This is a genomic window from Algisphaera agarilytica (genome assembly GCF_014207595.1).
GTDB classification, from domain to species: domain Bacteria; phylum Planctomycetota; class Phycisphaerae; order Phycisphaerales; family Phycisphaeraceae; genus Algisphaera; species Algisphaera agarilytica.
On the sequence record NZ_JACHGY010000001.1, the window covers coordinates 1714684 to 1740881 of the forward strand.

At 63.8% G+C, this 26198-nt stretch carries 22 protein-coding genes; 7 read left to right on the top strand and 15 right to left on the bottom strand.

All coding sequences use genetic code 11. The features are described 5' to 3' along the window. The first annotated feature begins 49 nt into the window (after nucleotides 1–49). A complete protein-coding gene (mutM, locus tag HNQ40_RS07200) occupies nucleotides 50–907 on the top strand; it encodes a bifunctional DNA-formamidopyrimidine glycosylase/DNA-(apurinic or apyrimidinic site) lyase (protein WP_184677204.1) in 858 nt (285 codons plus the stop codon). A gap of 372 nt (nucleotides 908–1279) precedes the next feature. On the opposite strand, the gene dnaA is transcribed toward mutM, so the two are convergent. Then, a complete protein-coding gene (gene dnaA / locus HNQ40_RS07205) occupies nucleotides 1280–2803 on the bottom strand; it encodes a chromosomal replication initiator protein DnaA (protein ID WP_184677205.1) in 1524 nt (507 codons plus the stop codon). A 504-nt stretch (nucleotides 2804–3307) separates the two neighbouring features. Here dnaA and HNQ40_RS07210 point away from each other — a divergent pair. Both HNQ40_RS07210 and HNQ40_RS18260 read left to right on the top strand, forming a co-directional pair. Next, entirely contained in the window at nucleotides 3308–5059 is a 1752-nt protein-coding gene (locus HNQ40_RS07210) for a SpoIIE family protein phosphatase (protein ID WP_184677206.1), read from the top strand. A gap of 88 nt (nucleotides 5060–5147) precedes the next feature. Then, the gene (locus HNQ40_RS18260; protein ID WP_184677207.1) at nucleotides 5148–5990 is read left to right on the top strand and encodes a type II secretion system protein; all 843 of its coding nucleotides are present in this window, start codon (nucleotides 5148–5150) and stop codon (nucleotides 5988–5990) included. Between the two features lie 14 nt (nucleotides 5991–6004). Here the strand turns inward: HNQ40_RS18260 and HNQ40_RS07220 are convergent, their stop codons facing one another. From HNQ40_RS07220 to HNQ40_RS07240, 5 genes are all read right to left on the bottom strand, one after another. Further along, nucleotides 6005–7768 (bottom strand): serine/threonine protein kinase, encoded by a 1764-nt coding sequence (locus tag HNQ40_RS07220; RefSeq protein WP_184677208.1) that lies wholly within the window; start codon nucleotides 7766–7768, stop codon nucleotides 6005–6007. Further along, nucleotides 7765–8253 (bottom strand): hypothetical protein, encoded by a 489-nt coding sequence (locus HNQ40_RS07225; RefSeq protein WP_184677209.1) that lies wholly within the window; start codon nucleotides 8251–8253, stop codon nucleotides 7765–7767. Before HNQ40_RS07225 ends, HNQ40_RS07220 begins: the two co-directional genes overlap by 4 nt. Before the next feature lie 63 nt (nucleotides 8254–8316). Beyond that, a complete protein-coding gene (locus HNQ40_RS07230; protein ID WP_184677210.1) occupies nucleotides 8317–9048 on the bottom strand; it encodes a hypothetical protein in 732 nt (243 codons plus the stop codon). 84 nt (nucleotides 9049–9132) lie between these two features. Then, on the bottom strand, nucleotides 9133–10239 hold the full coding sequence (locus tag HNQ40_RS07235; RefSeq protein WP_184677211.1) for a hemolysin family protein: 1107 nt from the start codon (nucleotides 10237–10239) through the stop codon (nucleotides 9133–9135). Between the two features lie 80 nt (nucleotides 10240–10319). Beyond that, nucleotides 10320–12191 (bottom strand): glycosyltransferase, encoded by a 1872-nt coding sequence (locus tag HNQ40_RS07240; RefSeq protein ID WP_221435411.1) that lies wholly within the window; start codon nucleotides 12189–12191, stop codon nucleotides 10320–10322. A 128-nt stretch (nucleotides 12192–12319) separates the two neighbouring features. On the opposite strand from HNQ40_RS07240, the gene HNQ40_RS07245 reads away from it, so the two are divergent. Next, nucleotides 12320–13111, top strand: a complete 792-nt coding sequence (locus HNQ40_RS07245) for an ankyrin repeat domain-containing protein (protein WP_184677212.1) — start codon at nucleotides 12320–12322, stop codon at nucleotides 13109–13111. A gap of 33 nt (nucleotides 13112–13144) precedes the next feature. Here HNQ40_RS07245 and HNQ40_RS07250 read toward each other — a convergent pair whose 3' ends face one another. The 4 genes from HNQ40_RS07250 to HNQ40_RS07265 are packed head-to-tail and all read right to left on the bottom strand — an operon-like array spanning nucleotide 13145 to nucleotide 17237. Next, the gene (locus HNQ40_RS07250) at nucleotides 13145–14281 is read right to left on the bottom strand and encodes a tRNA-queuosine alpha-mannosyltransferase domain-containing protein (RefSeq protein ID WP_184677213.1); all 1137 of its coding nucleotides are present in this window, start codon (nucleotides 14279–14281) and stop codon (nucleotides 13145–13147) included. Nucleotides 14282–14291: 10 nt separating this feature from the next. Next, the gene (locus HNQ40_RS07255; protein ID WP_184677214.1) at nucleotides 14292–15062 is read right to left on the bottom strand and encodes a sulfite exporter TauE/SafE family protein; all 771 of its coding nucleotides are present in this window, start codon (nucleotides 15060–15062) and stop codon (nucleotides 14292–14294) included. 9 nt (nucleotides 15063–15071) lie between these two features. After that, on the bottom strand, nucleotides 15072–15671 hold the full coding sequence (locus HNQ40_RS07260; RefSeq protein WP_184677215.1) for a thioredoxin family protein: 600 nt from the start codon (nucleotides 15669–15671) through the stop codon (nucleotides 15072–15074). 36 nt (nucleotides 15672–15707) lie between these two features. Then, nucleotides 15708–17237 carry a hypothetical protein gene (locus HNQ40_RS07265; protein ID WP_184677216.1) on the bottom strand — a complete coding sequence of 510 codons (1530 nt, stop codon included), beginning with the start codon at nucleotides 17235–17237 and terminating at the stop codon, nucleotides 15708–15710. A 94-nt stretch (nucleotides 17238–17331) separates the two neighbouring features. On the opposite strand from HNQ40_RS07265, the gene HNQ40_RS07270 reads away from it, so the two are divergent. Both HNQ40_RS07270 and HNQ40_RS07275 read left to right on the top strand, forming a co-directional pair. Then, nucleotides 17332–19140 carry a cation:proton antiporter gene (locus HNQ40_RS07270; RefSeq protein WP_184677217.1) on the top strand — a complete coding sequence of 603 codons (1809 nt, stop codon included), beginning with the start codon at nucleotides 17332–17334 and terminating at the stop codon, nucleotides 19138–19140. A 65-nt stretch (nucleotides 19141–19205) separates the two neighbouring features. Continuing rightward, on the top strand, nucleotides 19206–19643 hold the full coding sequence (locus tag HNQ40_RS07275; RefSeq protein WP_184677218.1) for a hypothetical protein: 438 nt from the start codon (nucleotides 19206–19208) through the stop codon (nucleotides 19641–19643). A gap of 18 nt (nucleotides 19644–19661) precedes the next feature. Here the strand turns inward: HNQ40_RS07275 and lpdA are convergent, their stop codons facing one another. From lpdA to HNQ40_RS07300, 5 genes are all read right to left on the bottom strand, one after another. After that, a complete protein-coding gene (gene lpdA / locus HNQ40_RS07280) occupies nucleotides 19662–21164 on the bottom strand; it encodes a dihydrolipoyl dehydrogenase (RefSeq protein ID WP_184677219.1) in 1503 nt (500 codons plus the stop codon). A 65-nt stretch (nucleotides 21165–21229) separates the two neighbouring features. Continuing rightward, nucleotides 21230–22594: a sulfatase family protein gene (locus tag HNQ40_RS07285; protein WP_184677220.1), complete on the bottom strand. Its 1365-nt coding sequence runs from the start codon at nucleotides 22592–22594 to the stop codon at nucleotides 21230–21232. Between the two features lie 15 nt (nucleotides 22595–22609). Continuing rightward, nucleotides 22610–23476 carry a formyltetrahydrofolate deformylase gene (purU, locus tag HNQ40_RS07290; RefSeq protein ID WP_184677221.1) on the bottom strand — a complete coding sequence of 289 codons (867 nt, stop codon included), beginning with the start codon at nucleotides 23474–23476 and terminating at the stop codon, nucleotides 22610–22612. Nucleotides 23477–23539: 63 nt separating this feature from the next. Then, nucleotides 23540–24535, bottom strand: a complete 996-nt coding sequence (locus tag HNQ40_RS18600; protein WP_184677222.1) for a GGDEF domain-containing protein — start codon at nucleotides 24533–24535, stop codon at nucleotides 23540–23542. 121 nt (nucleotides 24536–24656) lie between these two features. Next, nucleotides 24657–25529: a TIGR00282 family metallophosphoesterase gene (locus tag HNQ40_RS07300; RefSeq protein WP_184677223.1), complete on the bottom strand. Its 873-nt coding sequence runs from the start codon at nucleotides 25527–25529 to the stop codon at nucleotides 24657–24659. Between the two features lie 146 nt (nucleotides 25530–25675). On the opposite strand from HNQ40_RS07300, the gene nrdR reads away from it, so the two are divergent. Further along, entirely contained in the window at nucleotides 25676–26170 is a 495-nt protein-coding gene (gene nrdR, locus HNQ40_RS07305) for a transcriptional regulator NrdR (RefSeq protein WP_184677224.1), read from the top strand. Nucleotides 26171–26198: the final 28 nt, after the last annotated feature.

The following is a 26198-nucleotide window of genomic DNA, read 5'->3' on the forward strand; positions in this document are numbered from 1 at the left end:
GAAGGGACAATGCAGTATAGCTGGCGGGTGGGTGGGCTATCATCGCTTCATGCCGGAATTGCCCGAAGTCGAGACCGTGCGTCGCACGCTGGAGGCCGCGGTTCGCGGGAAGCGGATCGCGTCGGTGCGCGTGCATCGCGCCGATGTGGTGCGCGGCTCGGATGCGTTGCTGGTCGGTGAGCGGATCGATCGTGTGGTGCGCAAGGGCAAGCAGCTGGCGATGGTCAGCGATGGGGGGCAAAAAAAGAACACGGCGTGTCGGTGTGCGTGCGTCCACCTGGGGATGAGCGGGTCGTTGCGTGTGGTGCATCGGTCTGATTCAGACGCACCCCGCGACCCCCATGTTCACGTGGTCTGGGAACTTCCCGATGGCACGCAGGTGCGTTTCCGCGACCCGAGGCGGTTTGGCGGGGTCTGGGGGCTTGCAGACGAAGCAGAACTGCTCGACACGCGTTGGAACAAGCTGGGCCCCGATGCCCTGGTCATCACGCCCGGCCAGCTCCACGCGGGGCTGAGCCGCACCAAACGGGCCCTCAAAGCCGCCCTGCTCGATCAACACCTCGTCGCGGGCCTGGGCAATATCTACGTGGACGAGCTGCTGTTTGCCACCAGGCTCCACCCGCTCAAACCCGCTTGTGGGATCACCAAGCCTGAGAGCCAACGCCTGATCCGGGCCATGCGGCGGATCCTGAACCGGGCGACGCAGGCTGGGGGCTCCACCCTGAGGGATTACGTTGACGCAACGGGCCGGTCAGGCGGGTTTCAGATGCAACACAAGGCTTATGGCCGTGGCGGAGAGCCCTGTCGCGGCTGTGGTGAGCCCTTGGACACGATGGTGGTTGCTGGAAGAACCACGACTGCTTGCAACCACTGTCAGTTGGGGTCGATAGTTTCTAGAGAGAGATAGATATATTTCTCTCTTCCACCGTAGTATGCCGCGCCGTAATGTGGAGACCGCTGCTGTCAGCAACCAAATCAATGGCAGCAGAAAGGTTTATGGGATTCAGTCTGCTGTGGGGAAGTTGTCGATAGCGAGAGCCATCGCGCCGTTTCGAGCTTGGGAGCTGATGATTGAGGGTCGATTTCGAGTCTGAGACGGTCTGGGCTGTTGTGAACCCACCCGGGCGCGGGCGCTGCTCGGCGCGATGCGCCCGATTATCCACACGGTGTGCACGAAGCTGTGGACAACCGGATTGGACCCGTGAATCGCAGATTTGGCCATGTGACAGGGCCCACGGAGCAAATCCATGGGCGTACGGGGGCTCTGGAGGGTGGAGAATCAAGTGACTGCGCCGGTGGCGCGATCGATCTCTTCGAGCAGCTGCTTGATCTGAGGGGGGAAGCCAGCCTCGTTCTGGAGGCGGTTCTCGACGACATCGACCGAGTGCATGACCGTGGTGTGGTCACGGCCGCCGAAGAAGCCGCCGATCTCTTCGAGGCTGAAGCGGGTGCGCTCGCGGGCCAGATACATGCAGATCTGCCGCGGCTCGACGATGGATTTGAACCGGCGACGTGACTGCAGGTCCGACAGCTTCACGTTGTAGTAGCGCGTGACCGCATCAACGATGTGCTGGAGCGTCGTTTGGTTGGCTTGAGGCGCCACGGCGGGCTCGCCCAAAGCCTGGCGGGCCATGGCCAGATCGACCGGGCGCTTCTGGATCATCTGCTGGGCCTGGAGGGCCTTGATCGCGCCTTCGAGTTCACGGGCGTTGGATTCGCGGCGCTGGGCGACCAACTCGACCACCGCATCGGGCAGCTCGAAGCCGCGCATCTTGGCCTTGGCTTTCACGATCGCGACGCGGGTCTCGAAGCTCGGCTTGCTCACCGTGGCGACCAAACCCCACTGGAACCGCGAGACCAGTCGGTCTTCGAGGTGCGGGATCTCGTGCGGCGGCGCATCGGACGACAACACGATCTGGCGGTTGGACTGATACAGCTCGTTGAACGTGTGGAAGAATTCTTCCTGCGAGCGTTCGCGATTGGCCAGGAAGTGGATGTCGTCGATGACCAGCAGGTCGACGTGGCGGTAGTGGTGGCGGAACTCGTCCATCTTGCCCGCCTGAACGCAGGCGATGAACTGGTTCATGAATGCGTCACAGGACACATAGAGGATCTGCGTGTGCGGGTTCTTGGTCAGGATCGACTGACAGATGGCTTGCAGCAGGTGGGTCTTGCCGAGGCCGACCCCGCCGTGGATGAACAGCGGGTTGTACGCGGTGCCGGGCTGGTTGGCGACGGCTACCGCGGCGGCGTAAGCGAGTTGGTTGTTCGGCCCGCTGATGAAGTGGTCGAACGAGTTGTCGGGGCTGAGCACCATCGACTCGTTGTCGAAGTCGAAGCTGCCGGTGGCCGGCCGGGCGTCGTGTGAACGCGACTTGTTGAGCTGGATCGGCTCGGGCTTGGATGCAGCGGGCGTAAACGCGTCCTGCTCCGTGCTGTTGGGCGGGGTCGGCGGGAGGTTCGCTTCCAAGTCGGCGAGCTCGGGTTCGACCAGCGGCGCATGCCCGTTCGAAGAAGACGCGTCGACGGAGGGGCTGCTGTCTTCGGTGGAAACGGGCTCACACACGAAGCGCGCGGCCACGAGTTGCCCGGTGACGGCTTGAGCCGCTTCGGTGAAGGGCTCGAGGCAGCGTTTCTGGAGGTAGTTTTGTTGGACGGGGGTCGCCGTGTGGATCTCGAGCAGGCCGTTGTTGAGCTGGCCGGGCGAGAGATCGTCGTAGAACCACTGACGGCAGATCGGGGCGTGGCGCTCTTTGAGCACCTCCAACACCTTCTGCCATTGGGTCGTATCGAATTGGGGCATGGCGTATCAGTCGTCCGTGCGCTCTACGGGGGCGCGGATCGTAGTCCGGCGTGCCCGGTGAGGCGAGAAGGTTTGAGTTTTCTGTACTACAACGTGGGGTGATCATGTGCGGCACACGGAGCCCACCAAGACGACCGTGACCCTGTTTCGATGCACTTCACACCCGCGCTCTTTCGAACGCGACGGAGGAAATTACCGCGCGATGATGCGCGGTGTCAATCCGTTAGGTTCCTTAACCGCGATAGCGTTGCGCCACGCGTGTTTCGTGCGCGCTCCACAGAGCGCCGCTGCGCGCGGCGCTCGAAAAGTTGCCGATTGAAACACCTCGTTGCGGGTGATGTTGACATGTATTGTCGGGCCGAATCTCTTGGGTGTGGAGATGGATTGCGGTATGGTAGAGGTTGGTCGTGTGGGCAATCCCGGAAAACGATGGGGCATGACATGAAGTCAGGGTGTTGGGCGATCCGCGTGGTTTTACCCTTGGAAAACGGGGGAAAAACGTGGGTGCGTGCGCTCGACGAGCCCGTCTTGACCCTGGGGCGCTCGTCGAAAAACCAGTTACATCTCGACGACCCGGGGGTATCACGCCGGCACGCGACGCTCACCGCCGAGCCCGACGTTGCATCGCCCGACGCTTGGCGGCTCAACGATTTGGAGAGCCGCAACGGCACACGCGTCAACGGTCAAGCGGTGTCCGAAGTCTTACTCAGCAACGGCGACACGCTCGAGGTCGGGCCTTATGTGTTGACGTTGGGGGTGTTAAACGAATCCGGCGACTGGTCGACCAAGCCCTCGGCCGAATCGACGCCGTCCACCTGGGACGACAAACCGGTCACGGTCGTGGACGACCACACCGCCAACCTTAGCCGACTGGCCAATGTCGGTCGGCCGAAGGTCGATGCACAACAACTGCGTTCGGTTCAGACGTTGGGGAGCGATCTGTTGTCGTTGGAATCGCCCGAAGCGCGGCGGCAGCGGTTGTGTGAGTTCATCATCGAGCCGGTCATGCAAGGCCAACACGCCGCGGTGCTGCGCATCCCCGCGATACTCCAAACGAACGGCTGGACCAAGCCGCAGATGTTGGTCGACCCCGTATCTTGTGGTGAGACCGATCAAGACTTCTATATATCGAGAAGCTTGCTCGATGCGGTGCGTGATTCCGGCGAAGCGGTGATGGCCACACGCAGCGGTTTGGAGGTCGATGGGAACGTGGACGATGATGCGCCCGTGGTCGAGTTGTCCATCGCGCCTGAGACCCAGCAGGCCTCGGTCATCGGCTGCCCATTGCCTAACGCCGCGGAGACAGGCAACGCCTGGGGCAGACCCGAAAGTGCAAACAGCGACACGTTGGGCCCCGGGGACGATGCGGCCGGGGAGATCGATGTGCTCTATGCGGTGCTCCCCGACCGCTGCGGCACGGGGGAGTGGCTCGCCCTGACCGCGTTGGCGGTAGAGCAGTTCGATCTGGTTGAGCGGGCCTGGCGGGCGCGTGAGGCGGCCGAGGAGCAGGCCCGGACCCAGGCGATGCTCAGCAAAGCCCGCAAGGTGCAATTGGCCCTGGTCCCCGAAGCCCCGACGGTGCCGGGGTTGGAGCTTTCGTTGCATTTTGAGCCCTGCTACAGCGTGGGCGGGGACTATTTGGACGTCGTGACGCTGCCCGATGGCCGATCGCTGCTGCTGGTCATGGATGTCTGCGGCAAGGGGATGGCTGCGGCGCTCATCAGCTCCAGCCTGCACACCTTCATCCACGCCCGGGTCCACACCGCCTCCAGCGTGGCCGAGCTGATCAATGCGCTGAACCTGTATCTCTGCGACACCATGACGGACTCGTCTTTCGTCACGGGGATCGCGCTGGCGATCGACCCCGCCACCGGGCAGGTGGAATGCGTCAATGCGGGGCACCCCCCCGCCATCCTGTCCTACCCCTCCGCCGACCTCGCCTACTCCGAACACAGCAACAACGTGCCCCTGGGCCTGCTCCCCGAGCCGCTTTCGGCGCACACATTCGAGTTGGCTCCGGACACGGTCCTGGCGATCTACAGCGACGGCCTCACCGAGATCGTCGCGGACGACGGGCACTGGATCGGCCACGAAGGCCTGGCCGAGCAACTCACCGGGGCGATGCGCGACACGATGGACGACCCCGTGGCCGACCTGTCCGCGGTCCGCGAGAAGCTCAACCAACGCCTGGCCACGATCCAGGCCGGCTCGCCCCCCGACGACGACATGACTTTTTTACTCGCCCGCCGCGCATGATCCGGGCCTTTGTGACGAACCCCAAGTGAACCCACGGCCCGAAGGCCGCCACCAAACACCCGCTTGACTCCTCTGTGGAGTACCCACCATGTTCACCTACCGCACCGTTCCTCTAAGCCGTACCGCCTTCACGCTCATCGAGTTGCTGGTGGTCATTAGCATCATCGCCCTGCTCATCGGCATCCTGCTCCCGGCGCTCGGGAACGCCCGCAAACAGGCTCGGCTCCTGGTCTGTGCTAACAATCTCGATTCGATCACCACGGCCCTGAACACCTACGCAACCGACAACCGTTTCGTCCTGCCCCGTGTCAACAACGAAACCCCGGTGATGCCGGGGCCCAACACCGTGAACCGTGACAACGCCAACCCGTTGTACACGAACCCGTTTGAGGCGGGTGCTCCCGAGAACGATATCCCCGCAGCCTTATTTCTGTTGCTTCGTGATGAATACCTGACCTCGTCCGCGGTGTTTGTTTCTCCGGACATGCCGGAACACTTCCCGGACGAATATGTCAGTGGCAGTGCTCGGACCCAGACAACTTTTAGCCTTGTGGGGAGCAACGTCGAAGACGACAGCAACCTTAGCTATGGCTATGCCAATCCCTATGCAGGCTTTGGCGCCTTTGGTGACGGGCTAACCAATTTCAAATTGACACTGGACCGGGTGCAGAGTGACTACGCCGTGGTGGCCGACCGCGGACCAGCATGTTGCAATCCGCCTTTCGACAACATCCCCTCGCCGTTCAATCGGAGCAACATCCACGGCCGTAGCGGCGAAGAGACCGGACAACACATCAGTTATGTGGATGGGTCGGTGGAGTTCACCGAAGAGCCCCGCAGTCGTGCAGACACCGGGATTTACGGTGCCAACCAGGTGGATTTTGCGACCACCTATCTCCGCCCCGTGATTCTGCCGCTTCTGATTGAATAGTGCTAGCCCTTGGTCTATTCGACGGCGCGGTGCACTTTCAGTGGTTTGAAATCGCCTGCCACCGCCAACGTTTCGCCCTTGGAATCGAACTCACCGTCTGAGTTGGCAAAGTGCATGGTGTAACGGCCGTGGGGCAGCTCCGCCAGTCCGGGCGTATCCAACGTAGTGACGACTTTGCCGGTGTTTTCTTTGCGGATCTGAACGTGAGCGTGTGCGGGTTCGGTGGTAAACATCACCGAACGGAAATCGGGTTGTAAAGCAAGCGGCTCAGCAACATTCATCACTGGTTGTCCCCACTCGATCTCAACATAGCGGGGCTCAGGCTGGTAGTGGTTGGGCAGCACGACTTCGATCTTGTGCGTGCCTCTGGGTAACTCGACGTAGCACGGCGTGACGCCGCAGCCGGGCTTGAGCACATCGTTGATTCGCAGGAGTCCCCCAGCCGGGTTGGAATCGACGCGCAGTTTGTAGGGCCGTTGGTAGAGCCAGCCGATGCCTGCCCCGACGCCGCCGAGCATCAACAGACCTACTACTCCCGCCACGGCGACGGCCTTGCGGTGGCGGTGGAGCTGTTTACGGATGACGTAACCCGTTGTCGGCACCTTGGCGATCAAAGGCAGATCGTTCAGGTAGTTGTCCAGGTCCGCGGCCAGGGCCCCGGCGTTGTCGTAGCGGCGGTCGGGGTCTTTATCGAGGGCTTTGAGTAGGAGCGTTTCGAGTTCGCGGTCGATGATTTTTGAGGCGTCTTCGCTTACGGCGCGGGGGCGGACGACTTCGTCTTCGGTGATGTGTCGCAACAGGTCGGTGAACGAGACGCTGGTGTCGTGGGGGTATTTGCCGGTGAGCAGGCGGTAGAGGATGACGCCCAGGGCGTAGACATCGGTGCGGGTGTCGATGGCGTCGGTCTTGCCGGCGGCCTGCTCGGGGGACATGTAGGCGGGGGTGCCGGCGACTTGGCCGACGTGGCTGAGGGTGACCTGGCCGTCTTCGGGGGTGGTGGTTTTGGCCAGGCCGAAGTCGACGATCTTGGGCGTGGGGTGGGTGGATTGGCTGGGGCCTTGTGAGGGTGTGGTATCCGGGGCTTCGCTGCGCTCAGCCCTCGGCTTGGTGGCGCTGAGGTTGGTGTCGCCGGGGACGACGAGGATGTTCGAGGGTTTGAGGTCACGGTGGATGACGCCGCGCTGGTGGGCGTGTTGGACGCCGAGGCAGACGTCGCGCATCAAGCGGAGGATGGCTTTGGGTTTGAGGCCTTGGCTGCGGACATGGGTTTCGAGGTCGAGGCCGGGCACGAGTTCCATGGCGTAGTAGACGACGCCGGGGGTGGCGGACGAGGTGGCCGAGCTGGAGTCGTAGACCCGCGCGATGAAGGGGTGTTCGAGGCGGGCGGCGAGTTCGACTTCGCGCTGGAAGCGTTGCCGGGCGGTGTCGCTGCCGAAGGCGGCGGCGGAGAGGAGTTTGAGCGCGACTTCACGGCGGGTGGCGAGTTGCACGGCCTTCCAGACCACGCCCATGCCGCCCTCGCCGAGCTTGTGCAGCAGGTGATAGCCCGGGACGGTCGGGGCGTCGGCGGGTGGCGCGGGCAACGGCGGGAGCGAGCCATGGGAGCGTGACCGGCTGGACGGATCGCCCGAGGTATCGACGGTCTCGTCGGCGGCCGACATCTCGGGTCGCGGCGGCGTGGGCCGGGGCGTGTCGTCCCGGGTGACCTCCAGGTCGTCGTCGGACATTTCTGGTGTGGCGGGCGGCGTTGGGGGTTGGGTGGGGTCGTGTTCGCTCAAGTCGCCTCCCCCTGGGCCGAGTCGTAGGCCTGGCTGAACAACGGCTTGAGCGCGGGGTCCAGCCAAGGCAGCTGCAACGCCCAGTCGAGCCCGACGCGGAATGCCTCGTCGTCGAGGCGGGTGATCGATTCATCGGGGTGGTGCAGACGCGCCGCGGCGAGGGCGGCGTAGTACATCACCGTGGCCACATCACGCGGGAGCTCGTCGTCCTGATTGCTGCCGGCCTTGGCTTGGTCTTTGACCCGACGCAGCCGATCGAGCGGTGGGCTGGTTTGAGTGAACAACTCCAGGTGTGGGCGGGTGGCCAAGCCGTCCTCCACCTTGTCCGGCAACGGTCCAAGCGGCTGGTGCAACTGATGGCGGAGGATCGCGGCGAGGTCGTTGGTGTTCCACGGCAACGGAGACTCGGCTTGGCCCAGATTGAACAACTCGACCAACGCGGTGGGGTCGGAAAGATGCGAGGGCTTGTCGGCACTGCTGTTCATAACCAAAGACTTTCACAAAGTTGAAATGGGATACGGATGGGCCGAGCGAACGGCATGTAGCCATCAGGCGCTGCCTTGCCGGGCGAGGATCTGCATGAGGTCGTTCATCTCGTCCTGCACCAACGCCTCATCTTCCCCGGCGTAGTCGGCGATGACGCTGCGGAGCGTGCGGGCAAACATGCGCTTGCCGGTGATCAGCAGGTTCGAGGCCTGGGTCGGCGTCTTGATCGCGTAACGCTCGACCAAGTCGTCGTAGCTCGGCGGCTCGGTTCGCTCGAGCGTGGGTTGGAGCAGCCGATCGTTGAAGACGCCCCAGACGTCCGGCCGATCCGAGGTTTTACATTCGTCCTGCATGCGCGCGATCGCCTGGTCCATGAGCGTTCTGCTCCACTCGACCTCAAAAGCGTCGGCGTCCTCGCCGGTGTCCGCCACCGGGGCGCCGAGGCCTTCGAGAGACGATACGCGGCCGCCGCCCCGCTTCTGCGCGCCCGCGGCACGAAAATCACTGACGAGGTACCGGTCCAGCGCGGTGAGCAACAGCGTGCGGAACTTGCCACGGTCGGCGTCGGCTTTACCGACCAGCCCTTTCTCTAAAACCTTCTCCACGATAAACCCCTGCACCACGTCCTCGGCGTGTTCGGTTGCGATGCGCTTTCGGCGGACCAGATGGCTGACCATCGCCGGGGCGTATTGCCGGAGCAACTGATCCAGCGCCGCGGTGCGGACCACGGTGCGTTCGTGGTCGGCCTCGCGCACCAGAGACCAGATCGTGGTCGGGAAGTGTTGGCTGCTCATGTCTAACCCCAATCGGAGAATCCCAATGGGGCCAGTTTAACCGTACTCGGCCCCAGGTCATTGCCTTGGCACCAAAGTTCGGGTTCAGCGGTGCTCGGACCGGCGGCGTTCGAGCAGTTCGCGGGCGGCCTGGCGGAGGTCGGCCGTGGCGTCGGTTTCGTCGACGATCTCCACGCCCAGCAGCGTCTCGACGCAGTCTTCCAAGGTGACCAGGCCGGAGGTGCCGCCGAACTCGTCCTCGACAAGGATGATGTGCTGCTCGTTGGCGATCAACCGGTTGAGCGTGGCGGCGACGGTCGCGTCTTCCAAGGTGACGTCGAGGGGCTTCAGGAGTTGTTCGAGCGGCTGGTCGTGTTGGTCGTCGGCGACGGACTGCAGGATGGCCCGGCGGGTGACGTGGCCCACGATGTTGTCGGGGTTGCCGTCGTGGACGGGGATGCGGGAGTAGGACAGCCGTCCGTTTTCTTCCATGACCTGCCCGGAGGTCTGGGTACGGTTGAGCATGAACACGACGGGGCGCGGCGTCATGATGTCGCGCACGGTGATCTGGCGGAGGCGCAGCACGTTGCGGATGACGCGCGACTCGTCGGGGTCGATTTCCCCGGCGGAGTGGCCGAGCTCGGCGGTGATGGCGACCTCGTCGCGGGTGATTTTGATGGCGTGCCCCCCACCGAGCCGGCTGGAGATCCACTGCAGCGGGATGAGCAGCGGAAGGGTCAGCCAGATCATGCCCTGGATGGCGTAGGCGGTGAACGCGGCGAGAGGTTTGGCTTGAGCCGCGCCGATCGACTTGGGGATGATCTCGCTGAACACCAGGATGAGCAGCGTGACCACGGCGCTGCCGATGGCGACCGCCCCGCTGCCCCAGATGACCAGGACCTGAGCCCCCACCCCCGCGGCGCCGATGGTGTGAGCCACGGTGTTGAGGGTGAGGATCGCCGCAAGGGGGCGATCGACATGGGTCTTCATGTGCTTGAGGCGTTGTCCGCCGCGGCGGTTTTCCTTGGCCATGAGCTCGACGTGGGACGTCGGCACGGACAGCAGGCCCGCTTCGAGCAGAGAACAGAGGAACGACACGCCGATGGCCAGCGCGAGGTACACACCCAGGAGCGTCATGTTGGCGACGTTGGGGCCTTCACCGGCGATGTAGGGGCCGCCACCTACTGAGCCCGCAGCAAGGAGATAATTCATCCCGAAAGTGTACGCGACATGGGACAGGCGGGGTCGAGCCTGTCGGCGAACTCAAGCAGGGTGATTCGCATCGCTGCGCGTTAGTGCGCGTCGCGGTCGAGCGCCATCTCGTGGGCTTCGTGGTACCGCCGGCCGAGGTTGTGCCAATCGAAGTGTTCGCTGAACGACTCGACGGTGTTACGCAGCGTGATGCGTTCGCGGCGGGAGAGCTGGCAGAAGTTGAACATGCTCTCGCAGAGTTCGTGGGCGGCGCCGTTGAAGTCGGCGTGGCGGCGGTGGACGACGGAGATGCCCTGGTCGTCGTGGCCGGGCATGACCTGGGCGAGGTACGAGCCGAAGCCCGAGAGGTCGCTGGTGATGGCGGGCACGCCCAATGCGATGGACTCGAGCGGCGTGTAGCCCCAGGGTTCGTAGTAGCTGGGGAAGACGCCGAGGTGCGTGCCGCGGACGAACTGGTCGTACTCCATGCCGAAAAGCGGGTTGGTGGAGTTGATGAAGTCGGGGTGGAAGACGACTTTGACGCGATCCTCCGGGGCGTTGAACAGCTGGCAGTGGCGGAGCTGGTTGAGCACGGCGTCTTTGCCGTCGTCGACCATGTCGTGGGTGACGATCGGCGGGAGGCCGTCGCGCTTCCAGGACTGGATCGATCGGCGGAGACGCAGCCGCCAGTAGTCGTCGACCAGCGTGTTGAGGTCGGGGATGTGACCCGCGGCGGCGGAATTGAACAGCTCCTTGCCGATCGATTCCTTGATGGCGTCGGCGGCGTTCTGGAACTCTTCGAGCATCGCCCGGCTTTCGAGGGCCGCGACGTTGACCGAGCGGACCGGGGCCTTGGTGATGATGAAAAAGACGACGGTGACCGGGGTCTCGGCGGTCTTGAGCCGGTGGTTGAGCCGGGCGAGTGCTTCGATGGTCAGGTCCATGCCCTTGTTGCGGTACTCGTACCGGCCCGACGTGAACATGTAGAGGGTGTTGTCGAGGTCGAAGCTGTAGCTGGGGAAGAAATGCCCCATCGTGAACTCGTGGATCTGCTGCTTGTACTGCTTGTGCAGGTTCTGGAATTCGTGGATGGCGGCGAAGCGTTCGATGTTCAGGCCGTTGGGCAGCAACAGGTCGGGGTCGCGACCGAGCAGGTGGGTGCACTCGGCGGCGGTGACGTCGGAGACGGTGGTGAAGACGTGGGCCCCGTGAGCGGCGGCGCGTTCGAGGCCGTGCTGCGCTTCGATGTTGAAGTGCTTGGCTTCGTGCCCGGCGTCGAAGAACGACAGGTGGTCGTAGAACACGGGGTTGTGCATCGCCAGGTAACGGCCCAGCAGGGTGGCGTGGGTCGTGAACACGATCGATCCCGGCCACGCTTCGCGGCGGAGCATGGGCACCGCCGCCCCGGCCATCCACTCGTGGAAGTGCGCCACGATCCGCCGGCGGTGCGACTCCTTCGCGCCGAGCATCGAGAGCAGCAGCCGGGTCGATTCGCCGAACGCCAGGACGTCGTTGATCAGGGCGTCGTCGTTCGGCGTGGGGATGCCGTGGTCCGCCCAGAGGCGGTACTTGATGTCGTTGAGGTATTTGTAGGTGTCGCCGATGTGCAGCAGCACGATGTGCGGCCGGCCGGACACGAGCCATCGGCCGTACTCGGCGCGGTAGCCCATCTCGTTCATCTGCTTGACCGCTTGGCCGACCGGGCCAACCAGAGGTGAAGGTTCGAACTCGATCGGGGCGCTCTTGTCGTTGTACGGCCCGACCAGGCAGTAGCGGTTGCCCCACCGGCTGACCATCGAGGGCACCTTGCTACGCAACACCGTGTAGATCCCGCCGACCTGGTTACAAGCCTCCCACGCGATCTCCAACAGCATCGGGTCGGCCCGCCGGCCACGCCGAGAAGGCTTGCCCAGCTCGGTGGCTGCGGGGTCGGTGGCGAGGGCTTCAGTCACGGCGGGGTCGGCTTGATTCATAAGTTGGGTCTGACAGCGAAGGGTCGGCGAAACACCTTGAGACGGGAGCGTCTATCTTAATCCACCTCACGGCCAGATACAGCCTAGGCTTCCCTTTAACGACTCCCGTTTACCTGATCGGCCCACCCATGCCCGACACTGAAAGTTTCATCGCGCTGCTCGAACACGGTGCCGTCGCCGACCTTGCCCAGATCATCACGGACCACCCGCGGCGGGTGAACACCTTTCTCACCCAACCCGCGCCGCACGGCAGTGAGCAGTGGATGCCGATGCATTTCGCCGCGCGGGCCGGACACCTCGCCGCCGTGGAACTGATGCTGGAACACCGCGTCCACCCCGACTGCCGGACACGCTTTAACACCCCGATGCATGCCCGACAGACCCCGCTGCACCTGGCCGCGGCCGGCGGGCACTTTCAAGTCATCGAACGTCTCCTCGAAGCACGCGCAGAGATCGAGGTGCGTGACGCCCAGCTCCGTTCGCCCATCTGGCTCGCCGCCCGGCATGGTCACCCCCAAGTCATCGCCGCCTTGGCCGCCCGTCGAGCCGACCTCGAAACCCGCGACACCCAGCAGCGCACCCCGCTCCATGCCGCCCTGCTCCCCCCCAAGCCGAGGGCTGAGCAAAGCGAAGCCCCGGATCGGCTCCTTCCTCCCCCCCCGATCACCTTCAACCCCGCCGCCGCCCTCGCCCTCCTCGACTCCGGCGCCGACCCCAACGCCACCTGCCCCAAAGAGCCCGAGGGCTTCACCCCCCTGCACCGCTGCGTCGCCCTCGGCGACCCTGCCTTCGACGTCGCCAAACGCCTGATCCAAGACGGCGCCAACCGCACCGCCGTCGACCCCCGCACGTCTCGAACCCCTCACGCCTTGGCCCTACACCTCCAACGCAGCGCCGCCTGGATCGACCTTCTAGCCTGACCAGATCAAATGGGCGCAACAGGCGTGTGGGCTTCAGCCCGCATGCCCACCCCCCAAACGCGCCATCGCCGCATCCAATCGCTCCGCCGCGTGCTCCCACCGATACCGCTCGACCACTGCGTGATCCAGACCGGGGAGATCACCCACGTTCATCCGCATCAGATGATCCGCCAACCCATCGGGTGTCCCGTCGTAATAAAAACGCTCGTCCTCGCCGAACACTTCCGGGTACGCCAACCGGTGTGGGAACACCGGGAAGCATCCCGCAGCCACCGCTTCCACCACCGCGATGCCGAAGAACTCGTGCCGCGCGGTGGACACCACGACATCCGCCTCCCGCAGCGCCGCCTCATACTCGGCCCGGGAATCCTGGTAGCCCCAGCGCACGATCTCGTCAGCAAACCGTTTCTTGGCCGTGGCGAAACACTCGGGCACCTGCTTGAACGACTCGCCCAACACGCTCAACCTGAACCGCACCCCGCGCTTCTTGAGTTTCTTGAGCGCTGCGAAAAACGCATCGGGGTCTTTGTCGTGTTCCCACCGGCCGACCCACAGGATGTGCAGGAGCTCATCCCTTTCAGAACGAGTGGCTTCGACGGTATCCGGAGCATCGCCGAGCTGGACGCCGGGCGACAGCACCACCGATGCGTCGTGGATCATGTCCGGCAGGTGGTCCAGTTCACGGCCCGGCATCTTCTGCAACAGCTTCGACGTCGCCGTCAGGAACCCGTCGCGGTGATACGCCGAGTTCCACCCGATCGAAGGGCTCAGGCCGGGTGCACGCTGGATCGCCGCGAGGGCAGAGGTCAGATGCGTGATCGCGAAGTGCTGATCGCGCGGGTCGTCGTGGCGGGTGGGGTAGGTCAGTTGGTTCTCGTGGAAGTACACCATCGCTGGCAACGAGCGGAACCGGTGGTCGCACAACCCGTAGAAACTGGCGAGGTCCAGCATCGACGTGCACCAGACCGCATTCACGCCCCCCAAAGCCGCTTGCGGCTTAGCGCTCAGCAGTTCTGCCGCAAACGTCGCCCCCGCGTGCCGCATCCGCCACTTCCAATGATGACCCGGCAGCGTCAGCGTTTCGAAGTCGTGGCGCGAGTGTGCCATCCACCCTTCGAGAAACGCCTTGTGGCTGCCGGTGTGGTACGGATTCAGGGCAAGGATGCGCATCGCCCACACATTACCTCAACCAGGGCGAGGCGATCGACACAACCGCCAACACCACCAGCATCCCCAGCGTCACCCGACGCAGCGTCTGCCGCGACCACCGCGAGCCCACCTTCGCCCCGCAGTTGCCCATGAACACCACCACCGGCGTCATCACCAGCCCGCCCGCGATCGCCCACCACAGCTCCCCGCCGAACTTCCACAACATCAACCCCAACTGCACCGGCATGAGTTGGAGAAACAGCACCCAGAGGAACGCCCGGGTCCGCTGCGTCGACCAATCGTGGGACACCACCCACAACACCAACGGCGGCCCGCCCATCCCCGTCGTCCCGCTCAGCACCCCGCTGCTCAGACTCACCGCGGGCACCCATTTCTTCGAGACCCGTTCCCGGGGTTTGGGACGCAACAGCGCGGTCAACGCCACTACTCCCAGCAGCACCACCCCCACGCCTTGTTTCATCAGCTCGACCCCGCCCGCGGTGAGCCAGGCCATGATCACCAGCCCGATCGGCACGCCGATCATCCGCCCCACCATCATGCCGGGCATGTCGCGCCAGACGATGTGCTTGCGAAACTTCCAGCTGCCCGCCGCGGTCTGCGTGAGCACCGTGGTCCCCAACACGGCAACGGCTTGATGCAGATCCAGTCCCGCCCAGATCAGCAGCGGCACCGAGACCAGCCCAAACCCAAACCCCGCGGCGCCCTGGACAAACGCTCCCAATGCCAGCGCACCGATCGCGAAGAGAAGATGCGCGGTGCCGAGTTGTTCGAGCAGGGGCATCCGCCGAGCTTAGCCGAAGTAGGCCGGCTCGTTGCCCGCGATCCATTTGATGTTGCAGCCGATCGACGGCCACTGCTGCTCGGGCATCGGCTTCCCAGCCAATAACGCGTCGAGCGCCGCCCGCATGTCTTCGCCGTTGGCGGCGCCGTTGCGGTCGTCGTAGTTGCCGCTGCTGATGCGGTACGGCCGGGTGCTGTCGAGCTGGCCGCGGTAGGCGAGCTTGTGCTCCGCATCGAACAGGAAGAAGTCCGGCGTACACGCCGCGGTGTACGCCTTGGCCACCGATTGGTCGGCGTCGTAGAGATACGGGAACGTGTACCCCCGCTTGGTCTTTTCCTCAGCCATCTTGTCCGGCGCGTCCGCGGGGTAGTTCGCCACGTCGTTGGATTGGACCGCCACGATGCCAACCTGGTCCCCGTAGTCCGCGGCGAGACGGGCGAGTTCGGGCGCAACGTGGATGACAAACGGGCAGTGGTTGCAGATGAACATCACCAGCAGCGGTTTACCGGTGTAGTGACCGAGCGAGACGGTGCTGCCGTCGGTGTCGGTCAGGGCGAAGTCCGGCGCGGGCGTGCCGAGGGCGAGCATGGTGGACGGGGTATGGGCCATGGGGTTCCTTCTCAAGTGCATGTGAGCGTGGCCACATCAATATAGACCGTTGAGATCGAACGATTCATCCTCGAGCTCGAGTGTCCCGCGGATGTCGGGGTCCAGAAGGGTCATATTCCAATCGTCGGGTTCATCGTTCGGGAAGTCTGCCATATCGTAGTCATCCCACCGGTCGAGTCCGCTGTCGTCTCGGCCGTTGCTGCCGAAGGAATACACCTTGAACCCCTGCTCGGTTCGGGTCACCGCCAGACGGTTGCCCCAATCGTCGATCGGCGGCAGGTCTGAGAGTTGGATCTGCTCGATCGACGTGGGCCAAGCCCCTTCCCGCAGGCGGTATCGCTCGGCCTCCAGGCCGTAGATGTGGCAATACAACGTGGTCCGCCCTTGACGAAGTGTCCTCAGGTTCGAGTCGACCGCCTTGGGCGTATAGAACTCGGTGTCGTCGACCTCATCAAGTAGGGCGGGGTCAACTTCGCCATCGTTTTCGACTTGCTCTAGCGCCTGAAGCATGTACTCGTATTCGCGAACCATCCGCAGCTGCATGCGGCCGGGGCAAATCCAATAGGACGCGAAACCGATCCGGTTGGCCCAGTCGTACCACCAGGCTTCGACGCGTTCGTAGGGCGTGCCGGTGAATTCTTCGTGGATCGTCTGGCGGACCTGCTCCCAGACATCGCTGATGTAAATGCCTTGGGCGAGCGTGTGGTTCAGGGCTTCGTCAGGGTCCAGCCATCGGGCGAGATCGCGTTGGGCTTCCCGCTTCATGATGTTGAGGGTGTCCCATCCATCGACGGCGGTTATGAGTTCGCATTGCATCCGAGCCAGGGCGTCATCCGGAAACTCTTGTCGGCTGAGCGAATCTTCCACCATGGAAAAACCCAGGGCGACGATCGAGAGGTCGACCAACGCCGACAGGAGGGTGTCGTCTTGCCGCAGGGATTTGGCTACCAACAACACGTCGCCGACCATCTCGGCCGCTTGCTCGGGTTTGTCTTGTTCAATCAGTAGCAGATGGCGGATCGATAACCACCGGGCTAAGTGCCTAGAGCCAGAGAGGACCTCCAGTTTCTGCTGCAGATCGAATTCTCTTTGGGGATCAAAGTCGAAGGATTCGTAGGCCCGGGCGGCCTTCATGGCTCGATAGCCGTCTCGACTCAACTCGACCATCTGGGTCAGGGTCTCGATTTGGTCGGCTTCGAGGGGGACGCCGAACTCTGGCCAGTCGGCCATGCCGAACACCGGCCAATCCTCATGCCGCGTCTCGCTAACAAACATCAAGATGGCGGCGGCCCGAAGGTGTCGGGCCCCGTTTTCCTCGGCAGGGATCGCCACGGGCTCGGGTGGGAATTCCCCTTGATCCACGACGGCCCGGACCGCGTCCTCGACCGCTCGCTGCCCTTGGTGGTTGGTCCAGCTGATCCAGCCCACGCCAAGGGGCAAGGCGACCAGCAGCAGCAGAGCAACGACCTTGATCCCCCGCCAAAGCCAGCGGAACGTCGTGCGTGTCAACCTGCGTCGGCGAGAAGGCTTGGGGGCGGCGGCTTTGGTGTTCGCGGAATCAGGCATGGTAGGATCACCCTACCATCTGCGATGGTGGCAGAGTTTGGGATATCGCCCCACATCTTCGCGTTTTTGAGTTGGGTTTGAACGGAGTTTGATCGTGCCCTCGATTTGGGAACCCCTATTCGGAATCATCGTGCTCTTGGCGTTGGCGATGACGCTGGGGTCGATTGCCGAACGGCTCAAGCAGTCGGCGATTGTGGGGTTCATGCTCGCGGGGCTTCTGCTGGGGCCGAACGTGCTGGGCCGGTTTGTGCAGTGGTTCCAAGAGAAGCAGAGCGACACCGTGATTACCGGGGCGGACGCGATCCCGCCGCAGGTCCCGGCGGTGCTGCGGGCGATGATCGACCCGGCCCAGATCACCGCCATCGCCGACCTGGGCGTGACACTGCTCATGTTCACGATCGGGCTGGAGTTTTCCTGGTCTCGGCTCAAACGGCTGGGGCTCAAAGCGATCGCCACCGGCGTGATGCAGATCGTCGTGACCATGGCCGCGACCACCGCGATCGTCATGCTCTTCAACCTGTCGTTCACCGCGGGCGTCGCGCTCGGCGGGATCTTTGCGCTCAGCTCCACCGGCGTGGTCATGCCCGCCCTGGCCCGGCGGAGCGAGGTCGACTCGGTCCACGGCCGATTCGCGCTGGGCATCCTCCTGGTTCAGGACATCGCGGTGATCCCGCTGGTCCTGATCATCGCGGCGCTCGGCGGGACGGGCACGGTCGGACAGGTGGTCTGGCACACGGTGGGCCAGTTCGGCATCGTGGCGGGGTTCATCGTCTGTTGTGTGGTCCTGGTGAAGTATGTCGTGCCGAGGGTCGTGGCGTTCAACGCGCCGACGGGCAACCGGGAAGTCACGGTGCTGTTTGCGATCGTGCTGTCACTGGGCGCGGCGTGGGGCGCGCACAAGCTGGGCCTGTCGCCGGCACTGGGCGCGTTTATCGCGGCGATCTTTCTGGGTGAATCCGCCATCGCGCCGCGGCTGCGGGGTGATGTGGGTCCGCTTAAGACGATCTTTGTGACGATGTTCTTCGCGTCGATCGGCATGCTGGGCGATCCGGTGTGGATCGTGCAGCACTGGTGGCAGGTCGGCGTGGCGCTCGGGATTTTGCTGCTGGTCAAGCCGACGGTGGTCTGGGGCGTCGGCCGGGTGTTCAAGCTGGCTCACCGCCACGCGATCGCGGCGGGCGTGTGCATGGGGCAGGTCGGGGTGTTCAGCTTCGTGCTGGCCCGCTCGGCTCAGGACGGCCAGGTCATCTCCGAACAGATGTTCTCGCTGGTGGTCAGCATCACGATCCTGACCCTGTTCCTGACGCCCTACCTCGTGACCTTCGCGCCCACCGCCGGGGCCAAGGGCGAACGGCTACTCCGCCGGTGGGGCCTGGCGAAGATCGGCAGCGGGGTCGACGCCTCGGTCGGCCGGGAGCTGTCGAGCCACATCGTCGTCGTCGGCTTCGGCCCGGCGGGCCGTGCGGTGGCCAACCGCATGTACCAGTCCGGCTCAACGGTGGTGGTCGTGGACCTCAACCCGCAGTCGATCAAGGCGGCCCGCGACGCGGGCATGCGTGCGATGGTCGGCGACGCCTCTTCGCCGGAGCTGCTCAAACAGGTGAGCATCGACACCGCCGAGGCCTTGGTCATCACCCTACCCGACCATTACCTGGCGATGGCGGTGATCGTCGAGGCCCTCGAGCTGGCCCCGAAGGTGCAGATCGTCGTCCGCGCCCGCTACCACCGCTACGTCGACCTGCTCACCCGAACCGGGGCGAACGTCGTCATCGACGAAGAAGCCAACGTCGGCGACCGCCTGAGCGAATCGCTACGGGTAAAGGTGAGCACCGACAGCGAGCGGGATCACGAGGTGATTAAGGAAGAAGCTACGGCTCCTGGGGGTAAAACAGAGACCGAGTAATCTAAATAGTCCTCCGCGTTTCAGTTCTTCTTCTGTGTTGCGACGAGTGTTAAACTGGTCTTTCAATGGAACAAGCCTTATCGAAGACCCGGGTTCGTGTGGCAAACAACCAGTTCGTACACACCGACAAAACAGGCAACGTCGTTGCTTGTTTTGAATTGATGGACCTGGAAGAAATCACGGTTGAGAAGAAACGAGACTATGTTCTCGTCATCGCGTTTGTGTCGCTAGGGATTGCCGCTGCAGTGTTATGCAAGCTGTATATTCCGATCGATTGGCTCTCCTGGCTATTGACCGTCGTCTTTGGCGTTTGCGTGATCTTGGTCATCCTTGGAGGGGAAAGTCGTGACTTGGTTGTTCAGACTTCTGCAGGAACGACACGGATTCCGGTGAATGACGATTTTGAGCAGGCCGAAAGTTTTGCTCACTCGTTAACACATGCGGCGCGGAGGTGTCGCTTCGAAAACGGTATATCAGCGACGCTTTCGAATGACTGCGAGTGAGTTAAGCGATATGGTTGATTAGAAGTGGATCATCCGCCCGTCGGTGCCCAGGGCCGCTTCGTGGACGGCTTCGGACATGGTCGGGTGGGCGTGGATGGTCGCGATGAGTTCTTCGGCGGTGGCTTCGAGGCGGCGGGCCAGGCCCATCTCGGCGATCATTTCGGTGACACCTTCGCCGATCATGTGGGCGCCGAGGATCTCGTTGTGCTCTTTGCCGGTGATGAGTTTGACGAAGCCGGTGGTGTCGCCCAGGGCCTGGGCTTTGCCCGAGGCGGCGAAGGGGAACTTGCCGACGTTGTACTCGATGCCCTGTTCTTTGCAGGCCTGTTCGGTGAAGCCGATGCTGGCGACCTGCGGGTTGCAGTAGGTGCAGCCGGGGATGGAGGAGTAGTCGACGTCGGGGGCGTCGTGGCCGTACATGCGTTCTACGCAGAGGATGGCTTCTTCCGAGGCGACGTGGGCGAGCCAGGGCGGGCCGATGACGTCGCCCACGGCGTAGATGCCGGGGACCGAGGTCTGGTAGTCGGCGCCGGGAGCTTTGTAGTCGGTTTTGATGTGGCCCTTGAAAAGCTCGATGCCGAGGCCGTCTTCGAAGAGGCCGTCGAACCGGCCGCGGACACCGATGGCGACCAGGACCTTGTCGGCTTCGATGGTCTGGGTCTTGGACTCGTCGTCGACCTTGGTAACCACGGCCTTGATGCCGGCGTCGGTGGTCTCGATGGACTTGGTGACATGGCCGGTGAGGATGTTGACGCCCTGCTTCTTGAAGGCTTTCTCGGCGGCCTTGGAGACGTCGAGGTCTTCGACGGGCAGGACGCGGTCGAGCATCTCGACAACGGTGACCTCGGTGCCGAAGGCGTTGTAGAAGTAGGCGAACTCCATGCCGATGGCGCCCGAGCCGACGACCAGGAGCTTCTCGGGTTTCTCGGGCAGGTTCATCGCCTCTTTGGAGGTGATGATCTTCTCGCCGTCGAAGGGCGCACCGGGCAGGGCGCGGGGCGAGGCGCCGGTGGCGATGAGGATCTTGTCGGCCTTGAGGGTGTACTTGGGCTTCGAGGTGAAGCGGACCTCGGCGGGCATGTCCTGGTCGATCGCGGGACGCTTGGGGTCGATCGAGGCGTCGACGTCGGCGTGGTCGTAGATCGAGACCATGCCGGCCTTGGGGATGAAGGCGTGGCCGGCGAAGTGGGTGATCTTGTTCTTTTTGAAGAGGAAGCCGATCCCGTTGCTGAGGTTGCCCGCGACGCTGCGCGACCGGCCGATGATCTTGTCCCAGTCGTAGGACAGGCCCTCGACCTTGATGCCGAAGTCTTCGCCCTCGTGTTGGATCTTGGAGTACATCTCGGCACCGGCGATGAGGGCCTTGGTCGGGATGCAGCCCCAGTTGAGGCAGACACCGCCTAGGGCGTCACGCTCGACGCAGGCGACGGACTTGCCCATCTGGGCGGCACGGATGGCGGCGACGTAGCCTGCGGGGCCCCCGCCGACGACGATGAGATCGAATTGGGTTTGGTTAGCCATAGCGAGGGGATTGTAGCGGCTGAATCCCGGTCGCGAAGCTGACGGTGCTGAAGGGGTTTACCCGCTCAGCCGCACATCGTGGGCATGTCGGCCATGTCGTACATCGCCACGACGTAGGGGTGGTCCTTGTCGTACTCGGCCAGCGGCTTGGGGTTTTCGGCGGTGCCCGGACCGCGGCGGTCGGTGCCGTCCTGCCCGATGGCCGAGTCGCCCAGGGACTGGCGGACCTCGTCGGCAAAGGCGCGGAGTCGTTTGACCACGTCAGGGTGCTGGTCGAGGAGGTCGTGCTGCTCGCCGGGGTCATCACGGAGATTGAAGAGTGCCGAGACGGCTTCATTTTCTTTGCGGAGGTGCAGCTTCCAGTCGCCCATGCGGACCGCTTCGAGTTGGTAGAGCTTGAAGTAGGCCATCGTGTCGTTGGTGGGTTCGGTGCCGTCCCGGAAGAGCAGGCCCGAGATATCAACGCCGTCGATCGGGTGGGTGTCGGGGTTGGGATGGTCTACGCCGACGAGGGCCGAGAGGGTCGGGTAGAGGTCGATGTGGCGGACGATGGCGTCGCAGGTCGAGCCCGCTTCGATGCGTCCGGGCCAGCGCATGAGGCACGGCACGCGCTGGCCGCCTTCCCAGGTCTGTTGCTTGTGGCCGCGTAGCGGGTCGTTGCTTCCGCCTTCGCCCCGGGCGCGGGAGCCGTTGTCGCTGGTGAAGATGACCAGGGTGTTGTCCTCCAAGCCAAGCCGTTTGAGCGTGTCGAGGATGAAGCCGGTGGACCAGTCGATGCACGCGACCGCCCCGCCGTAGCCGCCGTTGCGCGATTTATCGAGGAAGGGTTTGGGTACGAACAACGGCACGTGCACGTACATGTGCGCGAGGTACAGGAAGAACGGCTTGTCTTGGTTCGTCTCGATGAAGCGGGTGCACTCGGCGGTGTAGCGCTCGGTCAGATCGCGCTGGTTGGGCTGTTGCTGTTCAACAGTCTCGTCACGCATCAGCGGCAGCGGCGGGCTGTCTTCCCGGCCGACCTGTCGGCCCATGTCGTTGCTGTACGGCAAGCCGAAGTAGTGGTCGAAGCCGTGACGCGTGGGCAGGAACTCGGGCTGATCGCCGAGGTGCCATTTGCCGACGATCTGCGTGGCGTAGCCCGCGCGCTTGAGCTGCTTGGCGACGGTTTGTTCGGAGGTGTCCAAGCCGATGGGTTCGCCGGGAAACAAGACCCGTTCGACGCCGACGCGTGGCGGGTAGCATCCGGTCATCAGCCCCGCACGAGACGGCGAGCAGATCGGCGACACCGCGTAGCAGTCGGTGAACCGCATGCCGTCTTGGGCGAGCTGGTCGAGGTGGGGTGTGTCGTTGCGGGTCGAGCCGTAGGACCCGAGGTCGCCGTAGCCCAGGTCGTCGCAGTTGATGAGGATGATGTTGGGCTGTTCGGGCAAAGCTCGTCTCCGGGTTTAGGCGAAGACGACGGTCTTGTTGCCGTAGCGCAGGACACGGTCTTCGAGGTGCATGCGCAGGCCGTGGGTGAGGACCAGGCGTTCGACGTCTTGTCCACGGCGGACCATCTCGGCGGGGTCCTGGGCGTGGGTCACCCGGGCGACATCCTGCTCGATGATCGGGCCGGCGTCGAGGTCGGGGGTCACGTAGTGACAGGTTGCGCCGATGAGTTTGACGCCGCGCTCAAACGCTTGGTGGTAAGGCTTGGCCCCGATGAAGGCGGGCAGGAAGCTGTGGTGGATGTTGATCATCCGTCCGTCGTACTTCTCACACAGGTGCGGCGGCATGATCTGCATATATCGGGCCAGGACGACCGTCTCGGCATCCATTTCTTCGCAGAGCGATTCCACGCGGGTGAACGCGGGGGTCTTGTTTTTCGGATCGACCGGGACGTGGTGATAGGGCGCGCCGTAGTACTCGGTGAGCGAGCGGAGGTCGTTGTGGTTGGAGATCACGCCGCAGAGGTGAAACTTCAGGTCGCCGGTGGACCAGCGGTGAAGCAGGTCGGTGATGCAGTGGTCCTGCTTGCTGCACATGAGCACCACGCGGTGCGGGACGTCGGGGTCACGGATCTTCCAGATCATGCCGAACTGTTCAGCGATTGGTGTGAAACGCTTGCGGAGTTCATTGATGCCGAACGGAACCGAGTCGACGTAGATCTCTTGCCGCATGAAGAAGAGCCCGGTCTCGCTGTCGGCGTGCTGGGCGGCTTCAACGATCCAGCCGTTGAACGACGCGGTGAAGGACGACACCGCAGCAACGATGCCGACCTGGTCGGGGCAGGAGAGTGTGAGCGTGTAGCGGGGGCGTTGAGCGGCAGTCATGAGATGGGGCCGAGACGGTACAAGATCGGTGGATGATTTTACTGATATGTGGTGAGGCGTGGGTCAGGCCGCGGCTTGGCCGTGCATGGTCCAGGTGATGCCTTTGCCTGCTCGCTTGGCCTGGTAGAGGTGTTGGTCGGCCTGTTCCATCAGCTCTTCGCCGTCGCGGCAGCCCTCGTCCTGGAGCGAAGCAGCGCCGACCGACAGATCGATCTGGAAGCCCGGGCCCAGCAGGCTGGTGGCTTGTTGGCGGTAGAGCGTACGGATGTGTTGGGTCAGTTCGGCCGCCCGTTTGAGCGACGCCCCGGGGAGGAACAAGACGAACTCGTCCCCGCCGAGACGGATGGCCAGGTCTTCGTGATGCCGGATCGACGAGCGGATCAGGTCGGCCAGCAGCACCAGCAACTCATCGCCCTTGTTGTGACCCAGGTTATCGTTGACCTGCTTGAAGTTGTCCATGTCGATCATGACGCAGAGCAGGTCGGTGTCGGACTCGCGGGACGCCTCGATCAGCCCCGGGAGGTGGGCGTCGAGGAATCGGCGGTTGCCCAGCTCGGTCAGCGCATCACGCATCGCGAGCTTGCTAAGGGTGCTCACGGCTTTCTTGGTGGCGGTGGTGACGCGGTCGTCGAGGGTGCGACGGAGTTGGCGGGCGTCGTAATAGTCGCGGATCCGGCTCACGGCGAGGGTGCGCACGGCGCGGGCCATCCGGCCAACCTCGTCGGCGCGGTCGGTGGGCAGTTCACGGATCTGGGTTTGGCGCTGGTCGAGGGTGAGTGAGTCGAGTTGGTCGGCCAGGCGTGTGATGGGCCGAGCGATGACCGACCACGCAAACCACAGCGCCAGGCTTCCCGCGATCAGCATGCCCAGAGCGACCGCCAGGGTGCTCAGGTCGTTGACGAATTGCAGTTGGCCCAGGCCGAAGCCCACGCCAAGGGTGACCACGACCAACAGCGCGAGTCGGCTGTGCAACACGTTGCGGCGTCGGTGGGCTCGATCGAGCTTCGCTTCGGCGCGGGAGCCCTGGGGGTGCGGGTTGTCGGCGATGGTTTCGACCACACGCTCGTATCGGCGAGCGGCCGCGGTGTGTTTCGTCGGATTTCGGCGAGCTAAGGCCTGCTCCGACGAAGCCGTTGTGCGGCGAACGGTTGTGCGGGTTGGGGCGGGTCCGTTTGGGTTATCAGACGACAAACGGTGGCTGATTCACATCCGCGGGCAGCGCGACGCGTTCGATGTGAGTCGCCAATCGGGAGACGGGGTCGATGTCGACGAGCACGCCTTGCACCTCGGGGTTGCCCTCGGCCACGTCGAAGGCGGCGGGCAGGCCGGTGGACATGTGGTGGACCACGCGGTCGACGCGTCGGCCGAGCACGGAGTCCTGCGGGCCGGTCATGCCCAGGTCGGTGACGTAAGCGGTGCCCTTGCCCAGGCCGGGGACGGGCGCGCCGGGGATCGACGGGTCGCTGCCGGGCGAGGGGAGGATGCGGTGGTCGGCGGTGGGCACGTGGGTGTGGGACCCCAGCACCGCGGCGACGCGGCCGTTGGCGTGCCAGCCGAAGGCGATTTTTTCGCTGGTGGCCTCGCCGTGGATCTCGGCGATGACGATCGCGGGCGGCTGGCTGCGTAGCGACTCGAGGAACCGATCCAGCGCTGCGAACGGGTCGTCGGCCTGCACCGAATTCATGAACAGCCGGCACATGATCATGACCACCACGACATCGGGCCCGCCTTCGATCGGCGAGGGCAGCCGCATGTAGCCCTTGCCCCAGGCCTGCCCGGGCAGGTTGATCGGGCGGATCAGGTTGTCGACCGTGTTGAGCGTGTTCTTGATCTGCTGCTTGCGGAAGGCGTGGTCGCCCAGGGTCATGCCGTCGACGCCCGCGGCGCTGAGCTTTTTGTGCTGCTCGGGGGTGATGCCCGAGCCGTTGGCGATGTTCTCGGCGTTGGCGATGACCAGGTCCGCCCCGTGCTGCTCACGCAGGGTTTTGACCTGTTGGGTCAGGGCCTGTCGACCCGACGTGCCGACGATGTCTCCGAGGTAGGCGATACGCATGGGGGCTGATTTCTGATTGATGACTGATGAATTATGATTTTGTAGCCAGGGGTTGGCTTACCGCAAGATCAAACCCTAACAGATCGCCTCTGGCTTGCCTGATTGTCTTCAAATCATCAATCAAAAATCATCTATCATCAATCACTATGCGCTGTCCCTTTTGCCAAGCCAACGACGACAAGGTCATCGACTCCCGCGAGGCGGAGCACGGGGCCTCGATCCGCCGTCGGCGGGAGTGCAAGCGTTGCGGCAAGCGGTTTACGACCTACGAGCACGTCGAAACCAACACCCGGCTCACCGTGATCAAGCGCGACGGCAACCGGGTGCCCTTCGACCGCGAGAAGCTTATGGGCGGGCTACAGAAGTCGGCGTACAAACGCCCGATCAAGGCCGACCAGCTCACCACGGTGGTCGACGAGATCGAGACCGAGCTGTTCAAACGCGGCAAGAAAGAGGTCGAATCGACCGAGATCGGCCGGCTGTGCGTCGAAAAGCTCAAACGGCTGGACCACGTCGCCTACGTCCGCTTCGCCAGCGTCTACATGAAGATCGCCAACATCGACGACCTGCTCGAAGAGATGATGGAGGTCAAGGAAACCCAGCCCGAGCCCCCGGCTAAGGAACAGGGCAACCTTTTTTGATGCCTTCGCCTGTGCGGCGGGCGGCAGG